Here is a 19,390-nt window from a genome sequence, read left to right on the forward strand (position 1 = left end):
AGCGGAGCGCCGCCATGAGCGAACTCAACCTTTCCACCGACGAAGCCCGCGTCAGCTACGGCATCGGCCGTCAGCTGGGTGACCAGCTGCGCGAGAACCCGGTTCCGGGCATGACCCTCGACGCCATCGTGGCCGGCCTGTCCGACGCCTACGCCGGCGCCGAAAGCCGCGTTCCGGGCGAAGCCCTGTCCGCCAGCTTCCAGGTGATCCGCGAGCGCATGCAGGCCGAAGCCCAGGCGAAAGCCGAAGCCGCCGCCGCCGTCGGCCGCGAGTACCTGGTGGAGAACGCCAAGCGCGAAGGCGTGACTGTCCTGCCGTCCGGCCTGCAGTACGAAGTGCTGACCACCGGAGAAGGCGCCAAGCCGTCCCGCGAAGACACCGTGCGTACCCACTACCACGGCACCCTGGTCGACGGCACTGTCTTCGACAGCTCCTACGAGCGCGGCCAGCCGGCCGAATTCCCGGTGGGCGGTGTGATCGCCGGCTGGGTCGAGGCCCTGCAACTGATGAACGCCGGCAGCAAATGGCGCCTGCACGTGCCGAGCGAGCTGGCCTATGGCGGCCAGGCCGTCGGCAGCATCCCGCCGCACAGCGTGCTGGTGTTCGACGTCGAGCTGCTGGAAATCCTCTGATTCCCGACCGTTCGCTGCGCAGTGCCATCCCTGGCGGCTGCGCAGGAAAAGGGGCGCTCCGGCGCCCCTTTGTGCATCCGCCTCCCGGGCGGCGGAGCACCGACGGCGCGTCCTGCGCCGCCGCAATCCTTGCACTGCACCCGCTTTTTGCAGGAGCGAGCTTGCTCGCGAACCTCTCGGCACCGCTGCAAGGGTCGTTCGCGAGCCAGCTCGCTCCTACAGCCGTGGTTGCGGTCGACTAGCGCAGCGCGCGGGCGTAACAGAACAGGAACAGGTTGCGCACCAGCTCCTTGAGCACCAGCGGTTCGCTGGTATTGAGTTCGGACAGCTCCAGGCCGCCTTGTTCGCGCAACTCGTCCAGGGCCTCTTCTTCCAGCACCGCGCAGACTTCCCCGGTGTCCCGATGCAGGATGCGCAGGTAGGGGTGCGGGCGATCCAGCCAGGCGTCGATCATGTAGGTCATGGCGTGTTCCTCCGTGCAGACCGTTTAATGAGAATAATTCTTATTATCTCAATAGCAAGCCTGAATTGGAAAAAATTTCGCGCGGGCGACGATCTGTTGTTCCCGATCAACGGACAGGCAACAAAAAGCCCGCCGCGGCGAACCGGGGCGGGCTTTGGCGAAACGGCGGATCAGTGCGTGCGGGCGACGGCGAACTCGGCCAGCTCGATCAGCGCGGCGCGGTATTCGTTGTCCGGCAGCGCCTTCAGGCAGTCGACGGCGCGGGCGGCGTACTCGCGGGCCAGGTTGGCGGTGTAGTCCAGCGCGCCGGCGGCTTCCACGGCGGCACGGATGCCTTCCAGGTCCTGGCTGCCGCCCTGCTGAATGGCTTTGCGCACCAGCGCAGCCTGTTCCGGGGTACCGTCGCGCATGGTGGCGATCAGCGGCAGGGTGGGCTTGCCTTCGGCGAGGTCGTCGCCGACGTTCTTGCCCAGGCTGGCGGCGTCGCCGCGGTAGTCGAGCAGGTCGTCCACCAACTGGAAGGCGATGCCCAGGGCGTCACCGAACAGGCGCAGCGCCTCGGATTGCTCCGGCTGGGCGTTGGCCAGCGCGGCAGCGCTGTGGGTGGAGGCTTCGAAGAGCATCGCGGTCTTGCCGCGGATGACTTCCATGTAGGTTTCTTCGGTGGTGCTGGCGTCGCGGACCTTGGACAGTTGCAGCACTTCGCCTTCGGCGATCACGCGGGTGGCCTGGGAAATAATGCGCATGACCGGCATGGAGCCCAGTTCGACCATCATTTCGAAGGAGCGCGCATAGAGGAAGTCGCCCACCAGCACGCTCGGCGCGTTGCCCCACTGGGCATTGGCGGTGGCGCGGCCGCGGCGCAGGCCGGAGGCGTCGACCACGTCGTCGTGCAGCAGGGTGGAGGTGTGCAGGAATTCGATGGTGGCGGCCAGCAGCTTCAGGTCATCGCCCGAATAGCCCAGGGCTTTGCCCGAGAGGAGCACCAGCAGCGGGCGCAGGCGCTTGCCGCCGGCGGAGATGATGTAGTCGCCGATCTTTTCCACCAGGGGAACGCGGGAAGTGAGTTGGCGACGGATGATGCCGTCGACGGCGGTGAAGTCGTCCGCCACCACGCGATAGAAAGCCTGGGGTTGCATTAAAGACAGCGCTCCTCGTAGATTGCGCGGCATGCTAGGTGCCGCGGGGAAGACCTGTCAAGGCGAGGCCCCATGGGGCTTGATCCGCGCCGAGTGTTTGCGTAGAATCGCGGCCCCGAACTTCCCTGGCATATCCTGCCTTACGCAATTGCACGGGCGTCCTTTCCGGCCCCATGCAGCCATGCCGACCGATTCCTCTTTCTATAAAGCGTCGGGTGAGCAGGTCTAACGGAGACATCCAGATGTACGCAGTAATTGTTACTGGTGGCAAGCAATACAAAGTCACCGAAGGCGAATTCCTCAAGGTCGAAAAACTCGACGTTGCCACCGGCGAAGCGATCAACCTGGATCGCATCCTGCTGGTCGCCAACGGCGATGACGTCAAGATCGGCCTGCCGGTGGTAGAAGGCGCGAAAGTGACCGCAGAAGTGGTTTCCCACGGTCGTCACGACAAAGTGCGCATCATCAAGTTCCGCCGCCGCAAGCACCACATGAAGCGTCAGGGCCACCGCCAGTGGTTCACTGAAATCAAAATCACCGGCATCCAGGCCTAATTCCTTTTTAGGGCTGCTTCCTGTTTTAGGAGAATTGACTCATGGCACACAAAAAAGCTGGCGGTAGTACCCGCAACGGCCGCGACTCAGAAAGCAAACGCCTTGGCGTGAAGCTGTTCGGTAGCCAGGCTGTGAAAGCAGGCAACATCATCGTGCGTCAGCGCGGTACCCAGTTCCACGCTGGCTACGGCGTTGGCATGGGCAAGGATCACACCCTGTTCGCTAAAGTCGACGGCGTGATCAAGTTCGAAGTGAAAGGCGCCTTTGGCCGTCGCTATGTAAGCGTCGTCGCTGCCTAAGCGAGCTCTCACTGAAAAAGCCCTGTCTCGCGACGGGGCTTTTTTGTTTCTGGCGTTTCCAGGCGAGGTGCTGTCGGTTCGGGCGTTTGCGCGGACTTGGCTGTATCCTATGCTCCTTTTCTTATTTTCAACCCGCCGGCTCGGCGGGAGGCGTTCGCAATGAAATTCGTCGACGAAGTATCCATCCACGTGAAAGCCGGTGACGGCGGCAACGGCCTCATGAGCTTCCGCCGCGAGAAGTTCATCGAGAAAGGCGGTCCCAACGGCGGTGACGGTGGCGACGGCGGCTCGGTGTATCTCGAGGCCGACGAGAACCTGAACACCCTGGTGGACTACCGCTACACCCGTCGTTTCGACGCCCAGCGTGGCGAGAACGGCGGCAGCAAGGACTGCACTGGCGCCAAGGGTGACGATCTCGTCCTGCCCGTGCCGGTCGGTACCACCATCATCGATGCCAACACCCAGGAAATCATCGGTGACCTGACCACTGCTGGTCAGCGCATCATGGTGGCCCAGGGCGGCTGGCACGGTCTGGGTAATACCCGCTTCAAGTCCAGTACCAACCGTGCTCCGCGCCAGACCACTCCGGGCAAGCCGGGTGATGCGCGTGACCTCAAGCTGGAGCTGAAGGTGCTGGCGGACGTCGGTCTGCTCGGCCTGCCGAACGCGGGCAAAAGCACCTTCATCCGTGCGGTATCCGCTGCCAAGCCGAAGGTCGCCGACTATCCCTTCACCACCCTGGTGCCGAACCTGGGCGTGGTCAGCGTCGGTCGCTTCAAGAGCTTCGTGGTCGCCGATATTCCCGGCCTGATCGAGGGTGCTGCCGAAGGCGCCGGCCTGGGTATCCGCTTCCTCAAGCACCTGGCGCGTACCCGCCTGCTGCTGCACATCGTCGACATGGCGCCGCTGGACGAAAGCGATCCGGCCGATGCCGCGGAAACCATCGTCCACGAGCTGGAGAAATTCAGCCCGGCGCTGACCGAGCGTGATCGCTGGCTGGTGCTGAACAAGATGGACCAGGTCCTCGAGCCCGAGGAGCAGGAGCGTCGCAAGCAGGCTGTGGTCGAGCGCCTGGGCTGGGAAGGTCCGGTCTACGTGATCTCCGCCCTGGAGCGCGAAGGCACCGAGAAGCTGAGCCAGGACATCATGAAGTACCTCGACGAGCGCACCCTGCGCATCGAGGAAGAGCCGGCCTATGGCGAAGCCCTGGCGGCCCTGGATCAGCGCATCGAAGACGAGGCCCGCGCCCGTCTGCAGGCCCTGGACGACGCCCGTGCACTGCGTCGCTCTGGCCTGAAGAATGTCGACGATGTGGATGACGATGATTTCGAGGATGACGAAGACGACGGCGACGGGCCGGAAATCTTCTACGTGCCTTGATCGGGGCGGCGCCCGCCGGTCCGGATGAAACGTGTGAAGCCTGACTTCTAAGGTTGAGGGTATGCGTGAGAAGGTCACTGGCGCCAAGCGCTGGGTAGTCAAGATTGGCAGTGCGTTGCTGACCGCCGATGGTCGCGGTCTGGATCGTGATGCCATGGCGGTATGGGTCGAGCAGATGGTCGCGCTGCATTGCGCGGGCGTCGAGCTGGTGCTGGTGTCCTCGGGCGCCGTTGCGGCGGGCATGAGTCGCCTGGGTTGGGTTTCCCGACCTAGTGACATGCACGAGCTGCAGGCTGCCGCCGCGGTGGGGCAGATGGGCCTGGTGCAGGCCTGGGAGTCCAGTTTCGGCGTGCATGGCCTGCAGACCGCGCAGGTGTTGCTGACCCATGACGACCTGTCCGACCGCAAGCGCTACCTGAACGGGCGCAACACCTTGCGCACGCTGGTCGATCTCGGCGTGATCCCGGTGATCAACGAGAACGACACCGTGGTCACCGACGAGATCCGCTTCGGCGACAACGATACCCTGGCGGCGCTGGTGGCCAACCTGGTCGAGGCTGACCTGCTGGTGATCCTCACTGATCGCGACGGCATGTTCGACGCCGATCCGCGCAACAATCCCGATGCTGAGCTGATCTTCGAGGCTCGCGCTGACGATCCTGCCCTGGATGCGGTGGCGGGCGGCACTGGTGGTGCTCTGGGTCGTGGCGGCATGCAGACCAAGCTGCGCGCGGCTCGTCTCGCTGCGCGCTCCGGTGCGCACACCGTCATCGTGGGTGGTCGTATCGAGCGCGTGCTGGACCGCCTGCGTGTGGGTGAGCGTCTCGGTACGTTGCTGACTCCCGAGCAGAGCCGCAAGGCTGCGCGCAAGCAGTGGCTGGCTGGTCATCTGCAGATGCGTGGCACCCTGGTGCTCGATGATGGCGCGGTGAAGGCGCTGTCGCAGGATCACAAGAGCCTGCTGCCGGTCGGTGTGAAAGCCGTGCAGGGCAGCTTCCGTCGCGGTGAGATGGTGGTCTGCGTGGATCAGCAGGGTCGCGAGATCGCTCGTGGCCTGGCGAACTACAGTGCTCTCGAGGCGCAGAAGATCATCGGTCAGCCGACCGATGCCATCGAGGGTCTGCTGGGCTATGTCGATGGTCCGGAGTTGGTGCATCGCGACAACCTGGTGCTCGTCTGAGGAGACTCTTCATGCGCAAGGGATTGATAGCGGCGTTGATGCTGCTGCCGGCGCTGGCGCGGGCCGACGTGGTTGGTGAGGTGTCCACTGTCTTCAAGTGGGTCGGGCCGAACGACAAGATCGTTGTCGAGGCCTTCGATGACCCGAAGGTGCAGGGCGTCAGCTGTTACCTGTCCCGCGCCAAGACTGGTGGTGTGAAGGGCGGGCTCGGGCTGGCGGAGGATCGCGCCGAGGCATCGATCTCCTGTCGTCAGGTTGGGCCGATCCGTTTCGCCGGTGAGCTCAAGGATGGCGAGGTGGTCTTCCAGCAGCGCACGTCGCTGGTGTTCAAGACCATGCAGGTGGTGCGCTTCTTCGACAAGAAGCGCAATGCGCTGGTCTATCTGGTCTACAGCGACCGGGTGATCGAAGGCAGTCCGCAGAATGCGGTGACGGCGATTCCGATCATGCCGTGGCCTGAGAAGTAAAAAAGAAAAGGGCGGGTGACCGCCCTTTCTTTTTGCCTGCAGAAAACCGCCCTGTGGATAAGTGTCAGGCAGGCAAATCGCAGGCAATAAAAAACCGGCCCTGGGGCCGGTTTTTCAAGAACGGAACGCTTACGCGGTGGCCAGGGCCTTCACGTGGGCGTTCAGGCGGCTCTTGTGGCGAGCGGCCTTGTTCTTGTGGATGATGCCTTTGTCAGCCATACGGTCGATGACCGGTACAGCAGCAACCAGAGCGGCCTGGGCCTTCGGCAGGTCCTTGGCGTCGACTGCTTTGACTACGTTCTTGATGTAGGTACGAACCATGGAACGCAGGCTGGCGTTGTGGCTGCGACGCTTCTCAGCCTGTTTGGCGCGTTTTTTGGCGGAAGGTGTGTTGGCCACCGTCGAGCTCCTCGAAAAAAACTTGGGATGTTGCGAATAAATTAAGGCCGCGAATAATGCCGTTGCATCAGGGCCTTGTCAAGGGTATGCACGGCCTCCGACGAGTGGTGCGACGGGCGCACGCTGTCCGGCGGATGGGGTGATTTATTCGCCCCGCGGCCCTACACTGCTGCGCTTCGCCTGGCGGTCGAGCAATCGCTCTAGGCCAGGGCTGCACCCTGCAGGGGCGGCCATTCTACCAGTTCTGGACGCTATGAACCTACTCAAGTCGCTGGCCGCGGTCAGCTCGATGACCATGATCTCGCGGGTGCTCGGCTTCGTGCGCGACACGATAGTCGCTCGCATGTTCGGCGCCGGCATGGCGACCGACGCCTTCTTCGTCGCCTTCAAGCTGCCCAACCTGCTGCGCCGGATCTTTGCCGAGGGCGCGTTCTCCCAGGCTTTCGTGCCGATCCTGGCCGAGTACAAGACCCAGCAGGGCGAGGAGGCGACCCGTACCTTCATTGCCTATGTGTCCGGCCTGCTGACGTTGATCCTGGCGCTGGTCACCGCGCTGGGTATGCTCGCCGCGCCCTGGGTGATCTGGGTAACGGCGCCCGGCTTCGTCGATTCGCCGGAGAAGTTCGAACTCACCAGCTCGCTGCTGCGGGTGACCTTCCCTTATATCCTGCTGATCTCACTGGCCTCGCTGGCGGGGGCGATCCTCAATACCTGGAATCGCTTCTCGGTGCCGGCCTTCGTGCCGACCCTGCTGAACATCAGCATGATTCTCTTCGCGCTGTTCCTGACGCCGTACTTCGACCCGCCGATCATGGCGCTGGGCTGGGCGGTGCTGGCCGGCGGCCTGGCGCAGCTGCTCTACCAACTGCCGCACCTGAAGAAGATCGGCATGCTGGTGCTGCCGCGCATCAACCTGCGCGATTCCGGCGTCTGGCGCGTGCTCAAGCAGATGGGCCCGGCGATCCTCGGCGTCTCGGTCAGCCAGATTTCGCTGATCATCAACACCATCTTCGCTTCCTTCCTGGTTGCCGGTTCGGTGTCGTGGATGTATTACGCCGACCGCCTGATGGAGCTGCCGTCCGGCGTGCTCGGCGTGGCGCTGGGCACCATCCTGCTGCCGTCGCTGGCCAAGACCTACGCCAGCGACGACCGCCACGAGTATTCGCGGCTGATGGACTGGGGGCTGCGCCTGTGCTTCCTGCTGGTGCTGCCGTGTTCGCTGGCGCTGGCGGTGATCGCCGAGCCGCTGACGGTCGCACTGTTCCAGTACGGCAAGTTCAGCGCCCACGACGCCCTGATGACCCAGCATGCGCTGGTTGCCTACGCGGTCGGCCTGCTCGGCATCATCCTGGTGAAGGTGCTGGCGCCGGGCTTCTACGCGCGGCAGAACATCAAGACGCCGGTGAAGATCGCGCTGTTTACCCTGGTGTCCACCCAGTTGATGAACCTGGTGTTCATTGGTCCGCTCAAGCATGCGGGGTTGGCACTGGCGATCAGCCTGGCGGCCTGCCTGAACGCCGGCCTGCTGTTCTGGCAACTGCGCAAGCAGCAGTTGTTCGAGCCGCAGGCAGGCTGGGGCAAGTTCATTGCCAAATTAGTCGTATCTGTACTGGTGATGTGCGCGGTGCTGATCGGCATGATGCACTTCATGCCGGCCTGGGATCAGGGCAGCATGCCGATTCGCCTGGTGCGCCTGGGTGCGCTGGTGGTGGCCGGCGTGGTCGCCTATTTCGGTATGCTGGCGCTCCTGGGCTTCCGCCTGCGGGACTTTTCCCGCCGCGCGGTGCTGTAACCTTCGCCGGGCAAAGCATTGCATCCGTTTGCGGCGACGGCATTTTGCCTGTCGCATGGCAACGGGTGCAGGTATAATCGACCACTTTCTGAGCAATACGCGCGCTATGCAGCTGCTTCGAGGCCTTCACAACCTGCGGCCCCTGTCCGGGGGCTGTGTCGCCACCATCGGTAATTTCGACGGCGTCCATCTCGGCCACCAGGCGATCCTGGGGCGTCTGCGTGAGCGTTCGCTGGAGCTGGGCGTGCCCAGCTGCGTGGTGATCTTCGAGCCGCAGCCGCGCGAATACTTCGCTCCCGATGCCGCCCCGGTGCGCCTGACGCGCCTTCGCGAGAAGCTCGAACTGCTGCGCCAGTACGGCGTCGATTTCGTGCTCTGCCTGGCCTTCAACCGCCGCCTGCGCGAGCTGTCGGCCGCCGAGTTCGTCCGCCAGGTGCTGGTGGAAGGCCTGCGGGTTCGCCATCTGGAAGTGGGCGACGATTTCCGCTTCGGCTGCGACCGCTCCGGCGACTTCGCCTTCCTGGTCAATGCCAGTGCGGAGCAGGGCTTTACTGTCGAAGCCGCGACCACGGTGGAAGTCGACGGCATGCGCGTGAGCAGCTCGCGTATCCGCAAGGACCTGGCCGACGGCGACCTGCACATGGTCGAGCGCCTGTTGGGTCGTCCCTACCGCCTGAGCGGCCGCGTGCTGCACGGGCAGAAGCTGGGTCGCACGCTGGGTTCGCCCACCGCGAACATCCAGCTCAAGCGCCGCAAGGCGCCGCTCAACGGCGTTTATCTGGTCAGCACGATGGTGGCTGGTCAGCGCCGGAACGGGGTGGCCAACATCGGCACCCGGCCGTCTGTGAATGGCGATGGCCGGCCCCACCTGGAAGTGCATCTGCTGGATTTCGCTGGCGATCTCTACGGCCAGCACCTGGATATCACGTTCCACCAGAAGCTGCGTGATGAGCAGCGTTTCGCCTCGCTCGAGGCACTCAAGGCGGCCATCCTCGCCGACATCGCCGCCGCCCGGGCCTACTGGCTGGGCCAACCGCTTGATTGAAGATCCTGAACAGGCCCTGAGATGACCGATTACAAAGCCACTCTGAACCTTCCCGAAACCGACTTCCCGATGAAAGCCGGCCTGCCGCAGCGCGAGCCGCAGACCCTGAAGCTCTGGAACGACATTGGCCTGTACCAGAAGCTGCGGAAGATTGGCGAAGGTCGCCCGAAATTCATCCTGCACGATGGCCCGCCCTACGCCAACGGCAGCATCCATATCGGTCACGCGGTCAACAAGATCCTCAAGGACATCATCGTCCGCTCCAAGACCCTGGCCGGCTACGACGCGCCCTATGTGCCGGGCTGGGACTGCCACGGCCTGCCGATCGAGCACAAGGTCGAGACCACCCACGGCAAGAACCTGCCGGCGGACAAGACCCGCGAGCTGTGCCGCGAGTACGCTGCCGAGCAGATCGAAGGGCAGAAGGCCGACTTTATCCGCCTGGGTGTGCTGGGTGACTGGGACAATCCCTACAAGACCATGAACTTCTCCAACGAGGCCGGCGAAATCCGCGCACTCGCCGAGATGGTCAAGCAGGGCTTCGTGTTCAAGGGCCTGAAGCCGGTGAACTGGTGCTTCGACTGCGGCTCGGCCCTGGCTGAAGCCGAGGTTGAATACGCCGACAAGAAGTCCGACGCCATCGACGTCGCCTTCCCGGTGGAAGACGAAGGCAAACTGGCCGCCGCCTTCGGCTTGGCCAGCCTGTCCAAGCCGGCCGCCATCGTCATCTGGACCACCACCCCCTGGACCATCCCGGCCAACCAGGCGCTGAACGTCCACCCCGAATTCACCTACGCGCTGGTCGACACCGGCGAGCGCCTGCTGGTGCTGGCCGAAGAACTGGTCGAATCCTGCCTGCAGCGTTATGGCCTGGATGGCCAGGTCATCGCGACCGCACAAGGCGAAGCGCTGGACCTGATCCGCTTCCGCCATCCGTTCTACGAGCGCCTATCGCCGGTCTACCTGGCCGAGTACGTCGAGCTGGGCGCCGGCACCGGCGTGGTTCACTCCGCCCCGGCCTACGGCGAGGACGACTTCCGTACCTGCAAGCAGTACGGCATGGTCAACGACGACATCCTCAGCCCGGTGCAGAGCAACGGCGTCTACGTGGCCGACCTGCCGTTCTTCGGCGGTCAGTTCATCTGGAAGGCCAACCCGAATATCGTCGCCAAGCTCGACGAAGTCGGCGCGCTGCTCAAGCACGCGGCCATCAACCACAGCTACATGCACTGCTGGCGCCACAAGACCCCGCTGATCTACCGCGCCACCGCCCAGTGGTTCGTCGGCATGGACAAGCAGCCGCAGACCGGCGCCACCCTGCGCGAGCGCGCGCTGGAAGCCATCACCCAGACCGAATTCGTCCCCAACTGGGGCCAGGCGCGCCTGCACGGCATGATCGCCGGCCGTCCGGACTGGTGCATCTCGCGTCAGCGCAACTGGGGTGTACCGATCCCGTTCTTCCTGCACAAGGCTACTGGCGAGCTGCACCCGCGCACCGTCGAGCTGATGGAAGAAGTGGCCCTGCGCGTCGAGCAAGAAGGCATCGAAGCCTGGTTCAAGCTCGACGCCGCCGAACTGCTGGGCGATGAAGCCGCACAGTACGACAAGATCAACGACACCCTGGACGTCTGGTTCGACTCCGGCACCACCCACTGGCACGTGCTGCGCGGCTCCCACGCCGAACTGGGCCACGCCAGCGGACCGGCCGCCGACCTCTACCTGGAAGGCTCCGACCAGCACCGCGGCTGGTTCCACTCCTCGCTGCTGACCGGCTGCGCCATCGACGGCCACGCGCCATACCGCCAGTTGCTGACCCATGGTTTCACCGTGGACGAGTCCGGCCGCAAGATGTCCAAGTCCCTGGGCAACACCGTGGTGCCGCAGACCGTGATCGACAGCATGGGCGCCGACATCCTGCGCCTGTGGGTCGCGTCCACCGACTACTCCGGTGAGATCGCCGTTTCCCAGCAGATCCTCCAGCGCAGCGCCGACGCCTACCGTCGTATCCGCAATACCACGCGCTTCCTGCTGTCCAACCTGTCCGGCTTCGACCCGGCCAAGGACCTGCTGCCCAACGACCAGCTGCTGGCCCTGGACCGCTGGGCCATCGACCGCGCCCTGCAGTTGCAGCGCGAGCTGGAAGAGGCCTACCGCGACTACCGCTTCTGGAACGTCTACTCCAAGGTGCACAACTTCTGCGTGCAGGAGCTGGGCGGCTTCTACCTGGACATCATCAAGGACCGCCAGTACACCACCCAGGAAAACAGCGTCGCCCGCCGTTCCTGCCAGACCGCGCTGTTCCACATCGCCGAGGCCCTGGTGCGCTGGATCGCCCCGATCATGGCGTTCACCGCCGAGGAAATCTGGAGCTTCATGCCGGGTGAGCGCGCCGAATCGGTGATGCTCAGCACCTGGTATGACGGCCTCTCCGAGCTGCCGGCCGACGCCGAGCTGGATCGTGCCTACTGGGACGAAGTCATGGCTGCCAAGGCCGCCGTGAACAAGGAACTGGAGAACCTGCGCAGCGCCAAGACCATCGGCGGCAACCTGCAGGCCGAGATCACCCTCTACGCCGAAGACTCCCTGGCCAAGCGCCTGGAGAAACTGGGCAACGAACTGCGCTTCGTGCTGATCACCTCCGCCGCCACCGTCGCTCCGCTGGCCGATGCGCCGGCCGATGCGGTCGAAAGCGAACTGCCGGGCCTGAAGCTGCAGGTAGTGAAGTCCTCCCATGCCAAGTGCGGCCGTTGCTGGCACTTCCGCGCCGACGTCGGCAGCAATGCCGCGCACCCGGAACTGTGTGGCCGTTGTGTCGAGAACATCGAAGGCGCGGGCGAGGTGCGTCACTATGCCTAACGCCGATCGTTTCGGCCGCCTGCCCTGGCTGTGGATCACCGTGGTCGTGTTCGTCCTGGACCAGGTCACCAAGGCCTTCTTCCAGGCCGAACTGACCATGTACCAGCAGATCGTGGTCATTCCCGACCTGTTCAGCTGGACCCTGGCCTACAACACCGGTGCCGCGTTCAGCTTCCTGGCCGACAGCTCGGGCTGGCAGCGCTGGCTGTTCGCCCTGATCGCCATTGTGGTCAGCGTCGTGCTGGTGGTCTGGCTCAAGCGCCTCAAGCGCGGTGAGACCTGGCTGGCCATCGCCCTGGCCCTGGTGCTGGGCGGCGCGCTGGGCAACCTGTACGACCGCATGGTCCTGGGGCACGTGGTGGACTTCATCCTCGTGCACTGGCAGGACCGCTGGCGCTTCCCGGCCTTCAACCTGGCCGACAGCGCCATCACCGTCGGCGCCATCATGCTGGCGCTGGACATGTTCAAATCGAAAAATTCCGGAGAGACCGCCAATGGTTGATGTCCGTATTGGTGGTGATTCCCAAGTCACCCTGCATTTCGCCCTGAAGCTCGAAGACGGCAACGTCGTCGACAGCACCTTCGACAAGCAGCCGGCCACCTTCAAGGTCGGTGACGGCAACCTGCTGCCGGGCTTCGAGCAGGCGCTGTTCGGCCTCAAGGCCGGCGACAAGCGCACCCTGACCATCGAGCCGGAAAATGGCTTCGGCCAGCCGAACCCGGCCAATGTGCAAGTGATGCCGCGCGACCAGTTCCAGGACATGGAGCTGGCCGAAGGCCTGCTGGTGATCTTCAACGATGCCGCCAAGACCGAGCTGCCGGGCGTCGTCAAAGAGTTCGACGAGCAACACGTCACCATCGACTTCAACCATCCGCTGGCCGGTAAAACGCTCGCGTTCGAAGTCGATATCATCGACGTACAACCAGCCTGACCGACTGCGCGGCCCGTCATTGGCGGGCCGTTGCGCTTGAGGCGAAGTATTCCTACCGGCCCCTCGTGGGCCGGCTTGCGTAGCACCCGAGGCCACCATGCAAATCAAACTCGCCAATCCCCGCGGCTTCTGCGCCGGCGTCGACCGGGCGATCGAGATCGTCAACCGCGCCCTCGACGTCTTCGGCCCGCCGATCTACGTGCGCCATGAAGTGGTGCACAACAAGTTCGTGGTGGAAAACCTGCGCAACCGCGGCGCCGTGTTCGTCGAGGAACTCGACCAGGTGCCGGACGACACCATCGTCATCTTCAGCGCCCATGGCGTTTCCCAGGCCGTGCGCAAGGAAGCCGAGAACCGCGGCCTGAAAGTCTTCGATGCTACCTGCCCGCTGGTGACCAAGGTGCACCTGGAAGTCGTGCGCTACAGCCGCGACGGCCACGAATGCATCCTGATCGGCCACGAAGGCCATCCGGAAGTGGAGGGCACCATGGGGCAGTACGACGCCTCCAACGGCGGCGCCATCTACCTGGTGGAAGACGAGGACGATGTGGCCGCGCTGGAAGTGCGCAATCCTGAAGCGCTGCACTTCGTGACCCAGACCACCCTGTCGATGGACGACACCTCGAAAGTGATCGACGCCCTGCGCGCAAAGTTCCCCGCGATCATGGGGCCGCGCAAGAACGACATCTGCTACGCCACCCAGAACCGCCAGGATGCGGTGAAGGAACTGGCCGACCAGTGCGACCTGGTACTGGTAGTCGGCAGCCCCAATAGCTCCAACTCCAACCGCCTGCGCGAGCTGGCCGAGCGCATGGGCACCCCCGGCTATCTGATCGACGGCGCCGAGGACATGCAGAAGGAGTGGTTCGATGGCGTGCAGCGCATCGGCATCACCGCTGGCGCTTCGGCTCCGGAAGTGCTGGTGCGCGGCGTGATCCAGCAACTGCGTGACTGGGGAGCGGAGCCCGAGGTGGAGCTGGATGGGCGCGAGGAGAACATCACTTTCTCGATGCCCAAGGAGTTGCGGGTGAAGGCGATTTGACCGCGCCTGCTACGCCGATAATAAAAAACCCGCCAAGGCGGGTTTTTTATTATCGGTATCTGACCTAGAGGCCTCGGCAACTGCCCCAGGCGCCGGCCAGGTCTCCGGAGCCTCCGCGCACACCGTTGGAGGTGAGGGTAATAGTGCCGCGACCTGCCAATACGCCGCCATTCACGGGCGTTGCGGTCAGGCCGTAGCTGGTGCCGGTGTTGTCGATGGCGACAGCGATGGTGAAGACCGCGCCGCCGTCAACGGGGCTCTGCGCATAAGCTCCCAGCGTTGCGTTGCTGTAAGTGTTCTGTTGGGCGCGGAATCTTTCCAGCAGCCCGGCGGCGCCGGTCAGGGTGCCCTTGGCGTCTTCACATGCCGTTCGGCGCACGTAGGCCGTGTAGGAAGGAAGGGCGATGGCGGCGAGTATCCCCACCACCACGACGGCGATCATCAGTTCCAGCAGGGTGAAGCCCTGCTGGGATTTGCTGGCCTTGATGCTCAAAGGTTGTCCTCGTCAATCCAGTAGTACTCGTTGAGGTTCAGCTGCGGCGGCTTGCTCACCTGGGTGCCGTTGATCACGAAGCTGGTGCCGCCGATGCTGACCAGGGTCGGGTCGGGCAGCAGGCCGGTGGTCTTGACCACGTTATAGCGGGCCGAAGGCGAGGTGGAGTTGCCCGTGGTGCTGACCGGAGTCGCATCCGCCAGGTGCACCACGTAGGAACGGTTCACGCCGACGCTGGCCTGGCAGGAGTTGGCGGCTGCCGTGGGCTCGTAGGTGTTGAAGTAGAGGTAGCCGTTCACCGTCAGGGAGCGGGTGAGGACCTTTTCCCCGCCAGCGCTGTTCATCTTGATCATCCAGCCGCCGGAGGTAGCGCTGAAGGCGGTGGTGGCATCGGCTTTCTCGGTGGCGGTGCCGGCCTGGATCAGGTTGGCGGTAGCGTCGTAGAGGCTGCTCTCGGTCAGGGTGCTCTCGCTGGTGGAAGGTTTGGTCAGCACCGGGGTGCGGAAGGAGTAGAAACGATCTTCCGTGAGCTTGTTGAGCGGGTGGCCGCGGTAGCCGGAGCCGATGTTGACTGTCAGTACCAGGGTCCCGTTGACGTTGACGATGGCCACGTCCGGTTCGTTGTAGAACCGGCGGATCTTGGCTTTGCGCTGGGCATCGGTGGTGTCGACAGTGTCGGCCGGAACCACGTTGGCGAACACGCCGTCGTTGCTGCTGCCGGCGGCAGTCACCAGGCCGGAGCCGCTGCTGCCATTGTTGATGTAGAAGCGCCAGACCTGGCCGCCCATGTCGCCGACGAAGAACTGGTCGGCCAGTTGGTTCGCATCGTTGGCCAGGGTGCCGTCGGTGTTCTGCTGCAGGTCGATGACGCGTACGGCGGACGGCATGCTGTAGTTCATCTTGCTCAGACGCAGGGTGCCGGTGGTCTTGCTGGCAGACCAGATGCGCTCACCGGTGCGAGCGTTGACGATATAGATGGCGTTGCCCATGACGTCGGCGGTCTGGGTGCTGACGTTGTCCTGGTTCGGGTCGTAGCCGCCCGCGAAGATCAGTACGTCGGTGATGGTGCCGTTGACGTTGATACGGGTCTTGATTGGCGCAGACCAGGTCTGGCCCAGTTGCTCGAAGCCCGTGGTGGTGCCGCCCTTGATCAGCCACAGCAGTTTCGGGTTGGAGCGGTCGGTAAGATCCAGCGCGTAGATATCACGGCCGCCGCGGCCCATGGTGCCGTAGGCGTAGACGAACTCGCCGGGGTTGAGCCCGGTGAGGAGGGCCGGCGTGGCGGCACTGGGGTCGAGGCCGCCGTAGAGCACGCCGTTCTTGTTGGCGTCGTTCACCCACAGGGTCACGGTGTTATCCATGCCATAGGAGCGCGGCTTGGCACTGGTCGACTTCAGGTTGGCGGCCAGCTGCGGGACATGCGCCAGCAGGGGCTCGGGCATGAAGGCCATCTGTTCCTGGCCGTTGCTGGTGTTGAACAGGTGCAGGTAGCCCTCGTTGGTCGACATGACCACGCTCTGGTCTTCGCTGCTGCAGGTCTTGTAGGTGCTGTCGGTATAGGTGTTGCACGCGTAGGTGACCAGGCGCGGCGAGGAGTGCAGCGGGTCGCCCACGCCCTTGCGCTGTGCGCCGGCAGCGGTGAGGCCGCGGATGTAGTTGATCGCCGCGGTACGAGCTGCAGTGTCGTTGGCGTCACTGATGCCCAGCTTGGCGTTGGTGATGGTGGTGTTCGCCGTGTTGAGCAGGTAGTTGTTCTGGTTCAGGTTCACCGCCGCACTGGGCGAGGAGCCGATGAAGGTATAGAGCGAGCGGGTCGCCGCGTCCGGCAGGTTGGATGCCGCACCACCATTGGCGGTGTTGTTGCCATCGGCGCTGGAGCTCCAGAAGCTGCGGGCGGAGCTCTTGAAGAAGCCGGTGAGCGGGTCCACGGCGGCGGTGTTGTCCGCATCGACGATCTGTGCAGTGGCGGTGTCCAGGCGATAGCGCTTCAGGTTGCCTGGCCAGGTGTCGGTCTCCTGCGGTTTGAATACCGAGAAGTAGAGCTCGTCCTTGTTGTCCTGGCGGTTGAAGGTGTTCACCGGGGCACTGGCGCTGACGAAGGTGCTGTCGGTGGCGAGGACCTGCTGGATGATGTCGTTGAACGCCTTGGACAGGTCGCCAGCGGTGGTGGCGGTATAGGTCGAGCCGCCGCCGCGCGAAGCCAGGTCGGCGAGGAATCTCTTGATATTGGCGCTATCGGTTGCACTGCTGGCATCCAGGGCGAAGCCCACGGTGTGGGTGGTCACCTGGTTGTCGCCATCGATGCTGGAGGCCTGGTCGTTGGCAGCGATCCAGCTGGCGAGGGTGCGTGCGCACTTCTCGCCGTCGTCGCTGGCGTCGCTGGTACAGGCACCGGCCAGCGCGGCGATGCCGTTCTTGGCGGCCGTGGTGTTCTGGTTGGCCTGGCCGTCGGTCAGCAACACCATGTGGGTGGTCTGGCAGGCGCTGTTGATGGGGCTGGCATAGCCGTCCGCACCGTTACGCAGGTACTGCACGGCGTCATACAGGGTCGGTACGATGGGCGTATTGCCATTGGCCGTCATGGTTTGCGCCAGGCTGTTGAGCTGGTTGCGCACGGTGAACGGACTGGTGGTCATGCCGCCGTTGGCCAGCTTGATGCGCAGGCGCAGGGACTGCGCCGGGTTGCTCTCATAGGCCTGGGCGTTGAGGCTGGAGTTCGCGCTCTGGGTCATGAATACCGTGAGCGCATTACCGGGTGCCCAACCGCTGCGGTTGAACACCGTCTGCAGGGAAGAGGCGAGGCCGCCACAGGCGACGCTGGTGCCGGCGGTCCAGCCACCATTGGTGTTGTTGATGGTGCAACTGACCCCGGAGGTGCTGCTACGCGAACCGATGTTGCCGCTGCTCGCCTGCATGGCCGGAGAGCTGTCGGTGTTCTCGAAGCTGATCGAGGTGCTGACGTTCGGGCCGGCGACCGTGTTGTTCGGCGTGATGAACAGCTTGGCATCCAGCACGGTGGCGCCCTGGTTGACGGGCAGGTTCTCGTAGCGTGCGGCGATGGAGCCCGAGTTCAGCGGCAGGGTGTTGTCGCCCAGGGTCGGCGTGTAGTAGTTGCGCCCGGGGGCGGTTTCGAAGCCGTCGTTCTTGGCGTCGGTGACGCGGGTTTCGATGATCGGGTTCAGGCAGCCGCCGCTGCCGCCGGTGTAGGTCACCGTCAGTGACGGCTGCAGGCCGATACCGCCCTCGATGCTGGTGGCTGTCCGTGAACCGGAGCCGCTCTGGGGCGTAAGGATGATGGCGGCGGAGTTGTTGCCACACCATCCACCCTGGTTGACGATTTGCTGCACCACGTTCTTGATGTCCGGGCCTTCGACTGGCACGGGCGGGTTCTGTGCCGTCCATTCGGGAGCGGCCCAGTCGAGGTAGGCTGAGGTGGAGGCGCGCGCCGGGAGGTTCTCGGTGGCAGAGAAGGTGGTGGCGTCACTCACCAGCTGACCCTTGATCCGGAAGGTCACGGGGTCGCTGTTGGAGGTGGCCGGAACGAAGGACAGCACCGCCTTGGTGACGGTCGCTCCTTGCGGAATACCCAGGTTCTGGAAGCGCAGGGCGCCGATCCGGGTCTGCGCCACAGTGGAGGTGCTGGAGTAGTTCACCACCAGCGCCGGGGCGCTGTTGCCGCAGCTACGGGCGCAGAAGGTGTAGTCAGCCGCCTGGGTCGCGCGGAAACTCATCACCACGTCACCAATGTCACTGGTGGCGGGCGCCGTTCTCTGCAATGCCCTCAACTGGTTGGTGATGTCGACCTGGGCCGCGTTGCCGTTGATCCAGCTGGAGGCGGTGGCCGTCGCAGCGTTGAATGTCCTGGTGCCTACCGGGCTGTTGTCGTTCAGGGCTGCCGGCGTTTTCGACAGCTCCATCTTCACGTTCATCGTCGGTGGTGCGGACCGGTTGGTGTTGGTCGGCACCAGGACCAGGTAGGCGCTCTGGATGGTCGCGTTGGCCGGGACGCCCAGCGAGCGGAAGTCGAACAGCGCCGTCTGGTAGTTGCTGTTGTTGGTCGAGTTGATGTTCAGCTCGGTCATGTTGCCGTTGGTGCAGACCGGTTTGCTCGGGCGGTTGAGGCCGGAGGTACGCATCCGGCACGCGTAGTCCGTGCCGCTCTGGGTGACGATGAAGAAGGCATCGTTCTGCACCAGCGTCGAGTTCGGCGTGCCAACCACCGTCGTGGTGGTGCTGGTGTAACCCATGGGCAGGCTGGACTCACCGATATCGCCGGTGCTGTTGGCAATGTTCTGGGTGGCATCGTCGCTACCCTGGCCGATCTCCGGGCTGCCGGCGTACTGGGTCGCGGAGCTCGGCAGCACCGAGTCGATGTTGGTCACCGGATAAAGCAGCCGGTTGTCTCCGTTGAGCACCATCAGGCCGGCATTGATACCGCTGGTGTTCTGGATGATGTCGGAGAACGCCTGCTTGAGCAGGGTCATCCGCGATTGCTGGCCACGCGAAGGGTTGCTGTTGCTGTCGGTACGCCAGGCCATGGAGCCGGAGTTGTCCAGCACGAACAGCACGTTGGGCCGTACGTTCTGGTCGATGGACTGGCCGCCGAAGAAGATTTCGGTGTCGTCGGCGTAACTGAGGGTCGCGCAGGCTATGCCTGTGGTCAGCAGGGCACCGCTCATCAGGCTGCGGAGGAAGGAGTGTGGACGATTCATTCTAT

17 protein-coding genes are annotated in these 19,390 nt (G+C 64.1%); 12 read left to right on the forward strand and 5 right to left on the reverse strand.

From position 1 onward, the window contains the following. Positions 1-14 precede the first annotated feature (14 nt). Positions 15-632: an FKBP-type peptidyl-prolyl cis-trans isomerase gene (locus tag UB43_RS26135; RefSeq protein ID WP_045217227.1), complete on the forward strand. Its 618-nt coding sequence runs from the start codon at positions 15-17 to the stop codon at positions 630-632. Between the two features lie 238 nt (positions 633-870). Here UB43_RS26135 and UB43_RS26140 read toward each other — a convergent pair whose 3' ends face one another. Together UB43_RS26140 and UB43_RS26145 are read right to left on the reverse strand one after the other, a co-directional pair. Continuing rightward, the gene (locus UB43_RS26140; RefSeq protein WP_045217230.1) at positions 871-1,095 is read right to left on the reverse strand and encodes a hypothetical protein; all 225 of its coding nucleotides are present in this window, start codon (positions 1,093-1,095) and stop codon (positions 871-873) included. 170 nt (positions 1,096-1,265) lie between these two features. Continuing rightward, a complete protein-coding gene (locus tag UB43_RS26145) occupies positions 1,266-2,234 on the reverse strand; it encodes a polyprenyl synthetase family protein (RefSeq protein WP_045217233.1) in 969 nt (322 codons plus the stop codon). 242 nt (positions 2,235-2,476) lie between these two features. On the opposite strand from UB43_RS26145, the gene rplU reads away from it, so the two are divergent. From rplU to UB43_RS26170, 5 genes are all read left to right on the forward strand, one after another. After that, positions 2,477-2,788 carry a 50S ribosomal protein L21 gene (gene rplU / locus UB43_RS26150; RefSeq protein ID WP_015475683.1) on the forward strand — a complete coding sequence of 104 codons (312 nt, stop codon included), beginning with the start codon at positions 2,477-2,479 and terminating at the stop codon, positions 2,786-2,788. A 41-nt stretch (positions 2,789-2,829) separates the two neighbouring features. Next, positions 2,830-3,087 (forward strand): 50S ribosomal protein L27, encoded by a 258-nt coding sequence (gene rpmA / locus UB43_RS26155; RefSeq protein ID WP_017521622.1) that lies wholly within the window; start codon positions 2,830-2,832, stop codon positions 3,085-3,087. A gap of 159 nt (positions 3,088-3,246) precedes the next feature. Next, positions 3,247-4,467: an Obg family GTPase CgtA gene (gene cgtA, locus UB43_RS26160; protein ID WP_045217237.1), complete on the forward strand. Its 1,221-nt coding sequence runs from the start codon at positions 3,247-3,249 to the stop codon at positions 4,465-4,467. Positions 4,468-4,528: 61 nt separating this feature from the next. Next, the gene (proB, locus tag UB43_RS26165; protein ID WP_045217240.1) at positions 4,529-5,647 is read left to right on the forward strand and encodes a glutamate 5-kinase; all 1,119 of its coding nucleotides are present in this window, start codon (positions 4,529-4,531) and stop codon (positions 5,645-5,647) included. An 11-nt stretch (positions 5,648-5,658) separates the two neighbouring features. After that, positions 5,659-6,114: a CreA family protein gene (locus UB43_RS26170; RefSeq protein WP_045217242.1), complete on the forward strand. Its 456-nt coding sequence runs from the start codon at positions 5,659-5,661 to the stop codon at positions 6,112-6,114. A 129-nt stretch (positions 6,115-6,243) separates the two neighbouring features. On the opposite strand, the gene rpsT is transcribed toward UB43_RS26170, so the two are convergent. Continuing rightward, the gene (gene rpsT / locus UB43_RS26175; RefSeq protein ID WP_009617555.1) at positions 6,244-6,513 is read right to left on the reverse strand and encodes a 30S ribosomal protein S20; all 270 of its coding nucleotides are present in this window, start codon (positions 6,511-6,513) and stop codon (positions 6,244-6,246) included. Positions 6,514-6,766: 253 nt separating this feature from the next. Here rpsT and murJ point away from each other — a divergent pair, with 253 nt between their 5' ends. The 6 genes from murJ to ispH all read left to right on the forward strand — a co-directional run bounded on the left by murJ (position 6,767) and on the right by ispH (position 14,180). Beyond that, positions 6,767-8,305: a murein biosynthesis integral membrane protein MurJ gene (murJ, locus tag UB43_RS26180; protein ID WP_045217244.1), complete on the forward strand. Its 1,539-nt coding sequence runs from the start codon at positions 6,767-6,769 to the stop codon at positions 8,303-8,305. 106 nt (positions 8,306-8,411) lie between these two features. Then, a complete protein-coding gene (ribF, locus tag UB43_RS26185) occupies positions 8,412-9,350 on the forward strand; it encodes a bifunctional riboflavin kinase/FAD synthetase (RefSeq protein WP_045217245.1) in 939 nt (312 codons plus the stop codon). A gap of 21 nt (positions 9,351-9,371) precedes the next feature. Then, entirely contained in the window at positions 9,372-12,206 is a 2,835-nt protein-coding gene (gene ileS / locus UB43_RS26190) for an isoleucine--tRNA ligase (RefSeq protein ID WP_045217246.1), read from the forward strand. Continuing rightward, positions 12,199-12,708 carry a signal peptidase II gene (gene lspA / locus UB43_RS26195; RefSeq protein WP_045217249.1) on the forward strand — a complete coding sequence of 170 codons (510 nt, stop codon included), beginning with the start codon at positions 12,199-12,201 and terminating at the stop codon, positions 12,706-12,708. The genes ileS and lspA overlap by 8 nt, the downstream gene beginning before the upstream one ends. Continuing rightward, a complete protein-coding gene (fkpB, locus tag UB43_RS26200) occupies positions 12,701-13,138 on the forward strand; it encodes an FKBP-type peptidyl-prolyl cis-trans isomerase (RefSeq protein WP_045217252.1) in 438 nt (145 codons plus the stop codon). Before lspA ends, fkpB begins: the two co-directional genes overlap by 8 nt. 97 nt (positions 13,139-13,235) lie before the next feature. Continuing rightward, positions 13,236-14,180, forward strand: a complete 945-nt coding sequence (ispH, locus tag UB43_RS26205; protein WP_045217254.1) for a 4-hydroxy-3-methylbut-2-enyl diphosphate reductase — start codon at positions 13,236-13,238, stop codon at positions 14,178-14,180. Between the two features lie 64 nt (positions 14,181-14,244). Here ispH and UB43_RS26210 read toward each other — a convergent pair whose 3' ends face one another. Continuing rightward, the gene (locus UB43_RS26210) at positions 14,245-14,673 is read right to left on the reverse strand and encodes a type IV pilin protein (protein ID WP_305728782.1); all 429 of its coding nucleotides are present in this window, start codon (positions 14,671-14,673) and stop codon (positions 14,245-14,247) included. Further along, the gene (locus UB43_RS26215; RefSeq protein WP_052969607.1) at positions 14,670-19,385 is read right to left on the reverse strand and encodes a PilC/PilY family type IV pilus protein; all 4,716 of its coding nucleotides are present in this window, start codon (positions 19,383-19,385) and stop codon (positions 14,670-14,672) included. Before UB43_RS26215 ends, UB43_RS26210 begins: the two co-directional genes overlap by 4 nt. Between the last annotated feature and the right edge of the window lie 5 nt (positions 19,386-19,390).

The organism is Pseudomonas sp. 21 (assembly GCF_000955805.1).
Taxonomy (GTDB): domain Bacteria; phylum Pseudomonadota; class Gammaproteobacteria; order Pseudomonadales; family Pseudomonadaceae; genus Pseudomonas.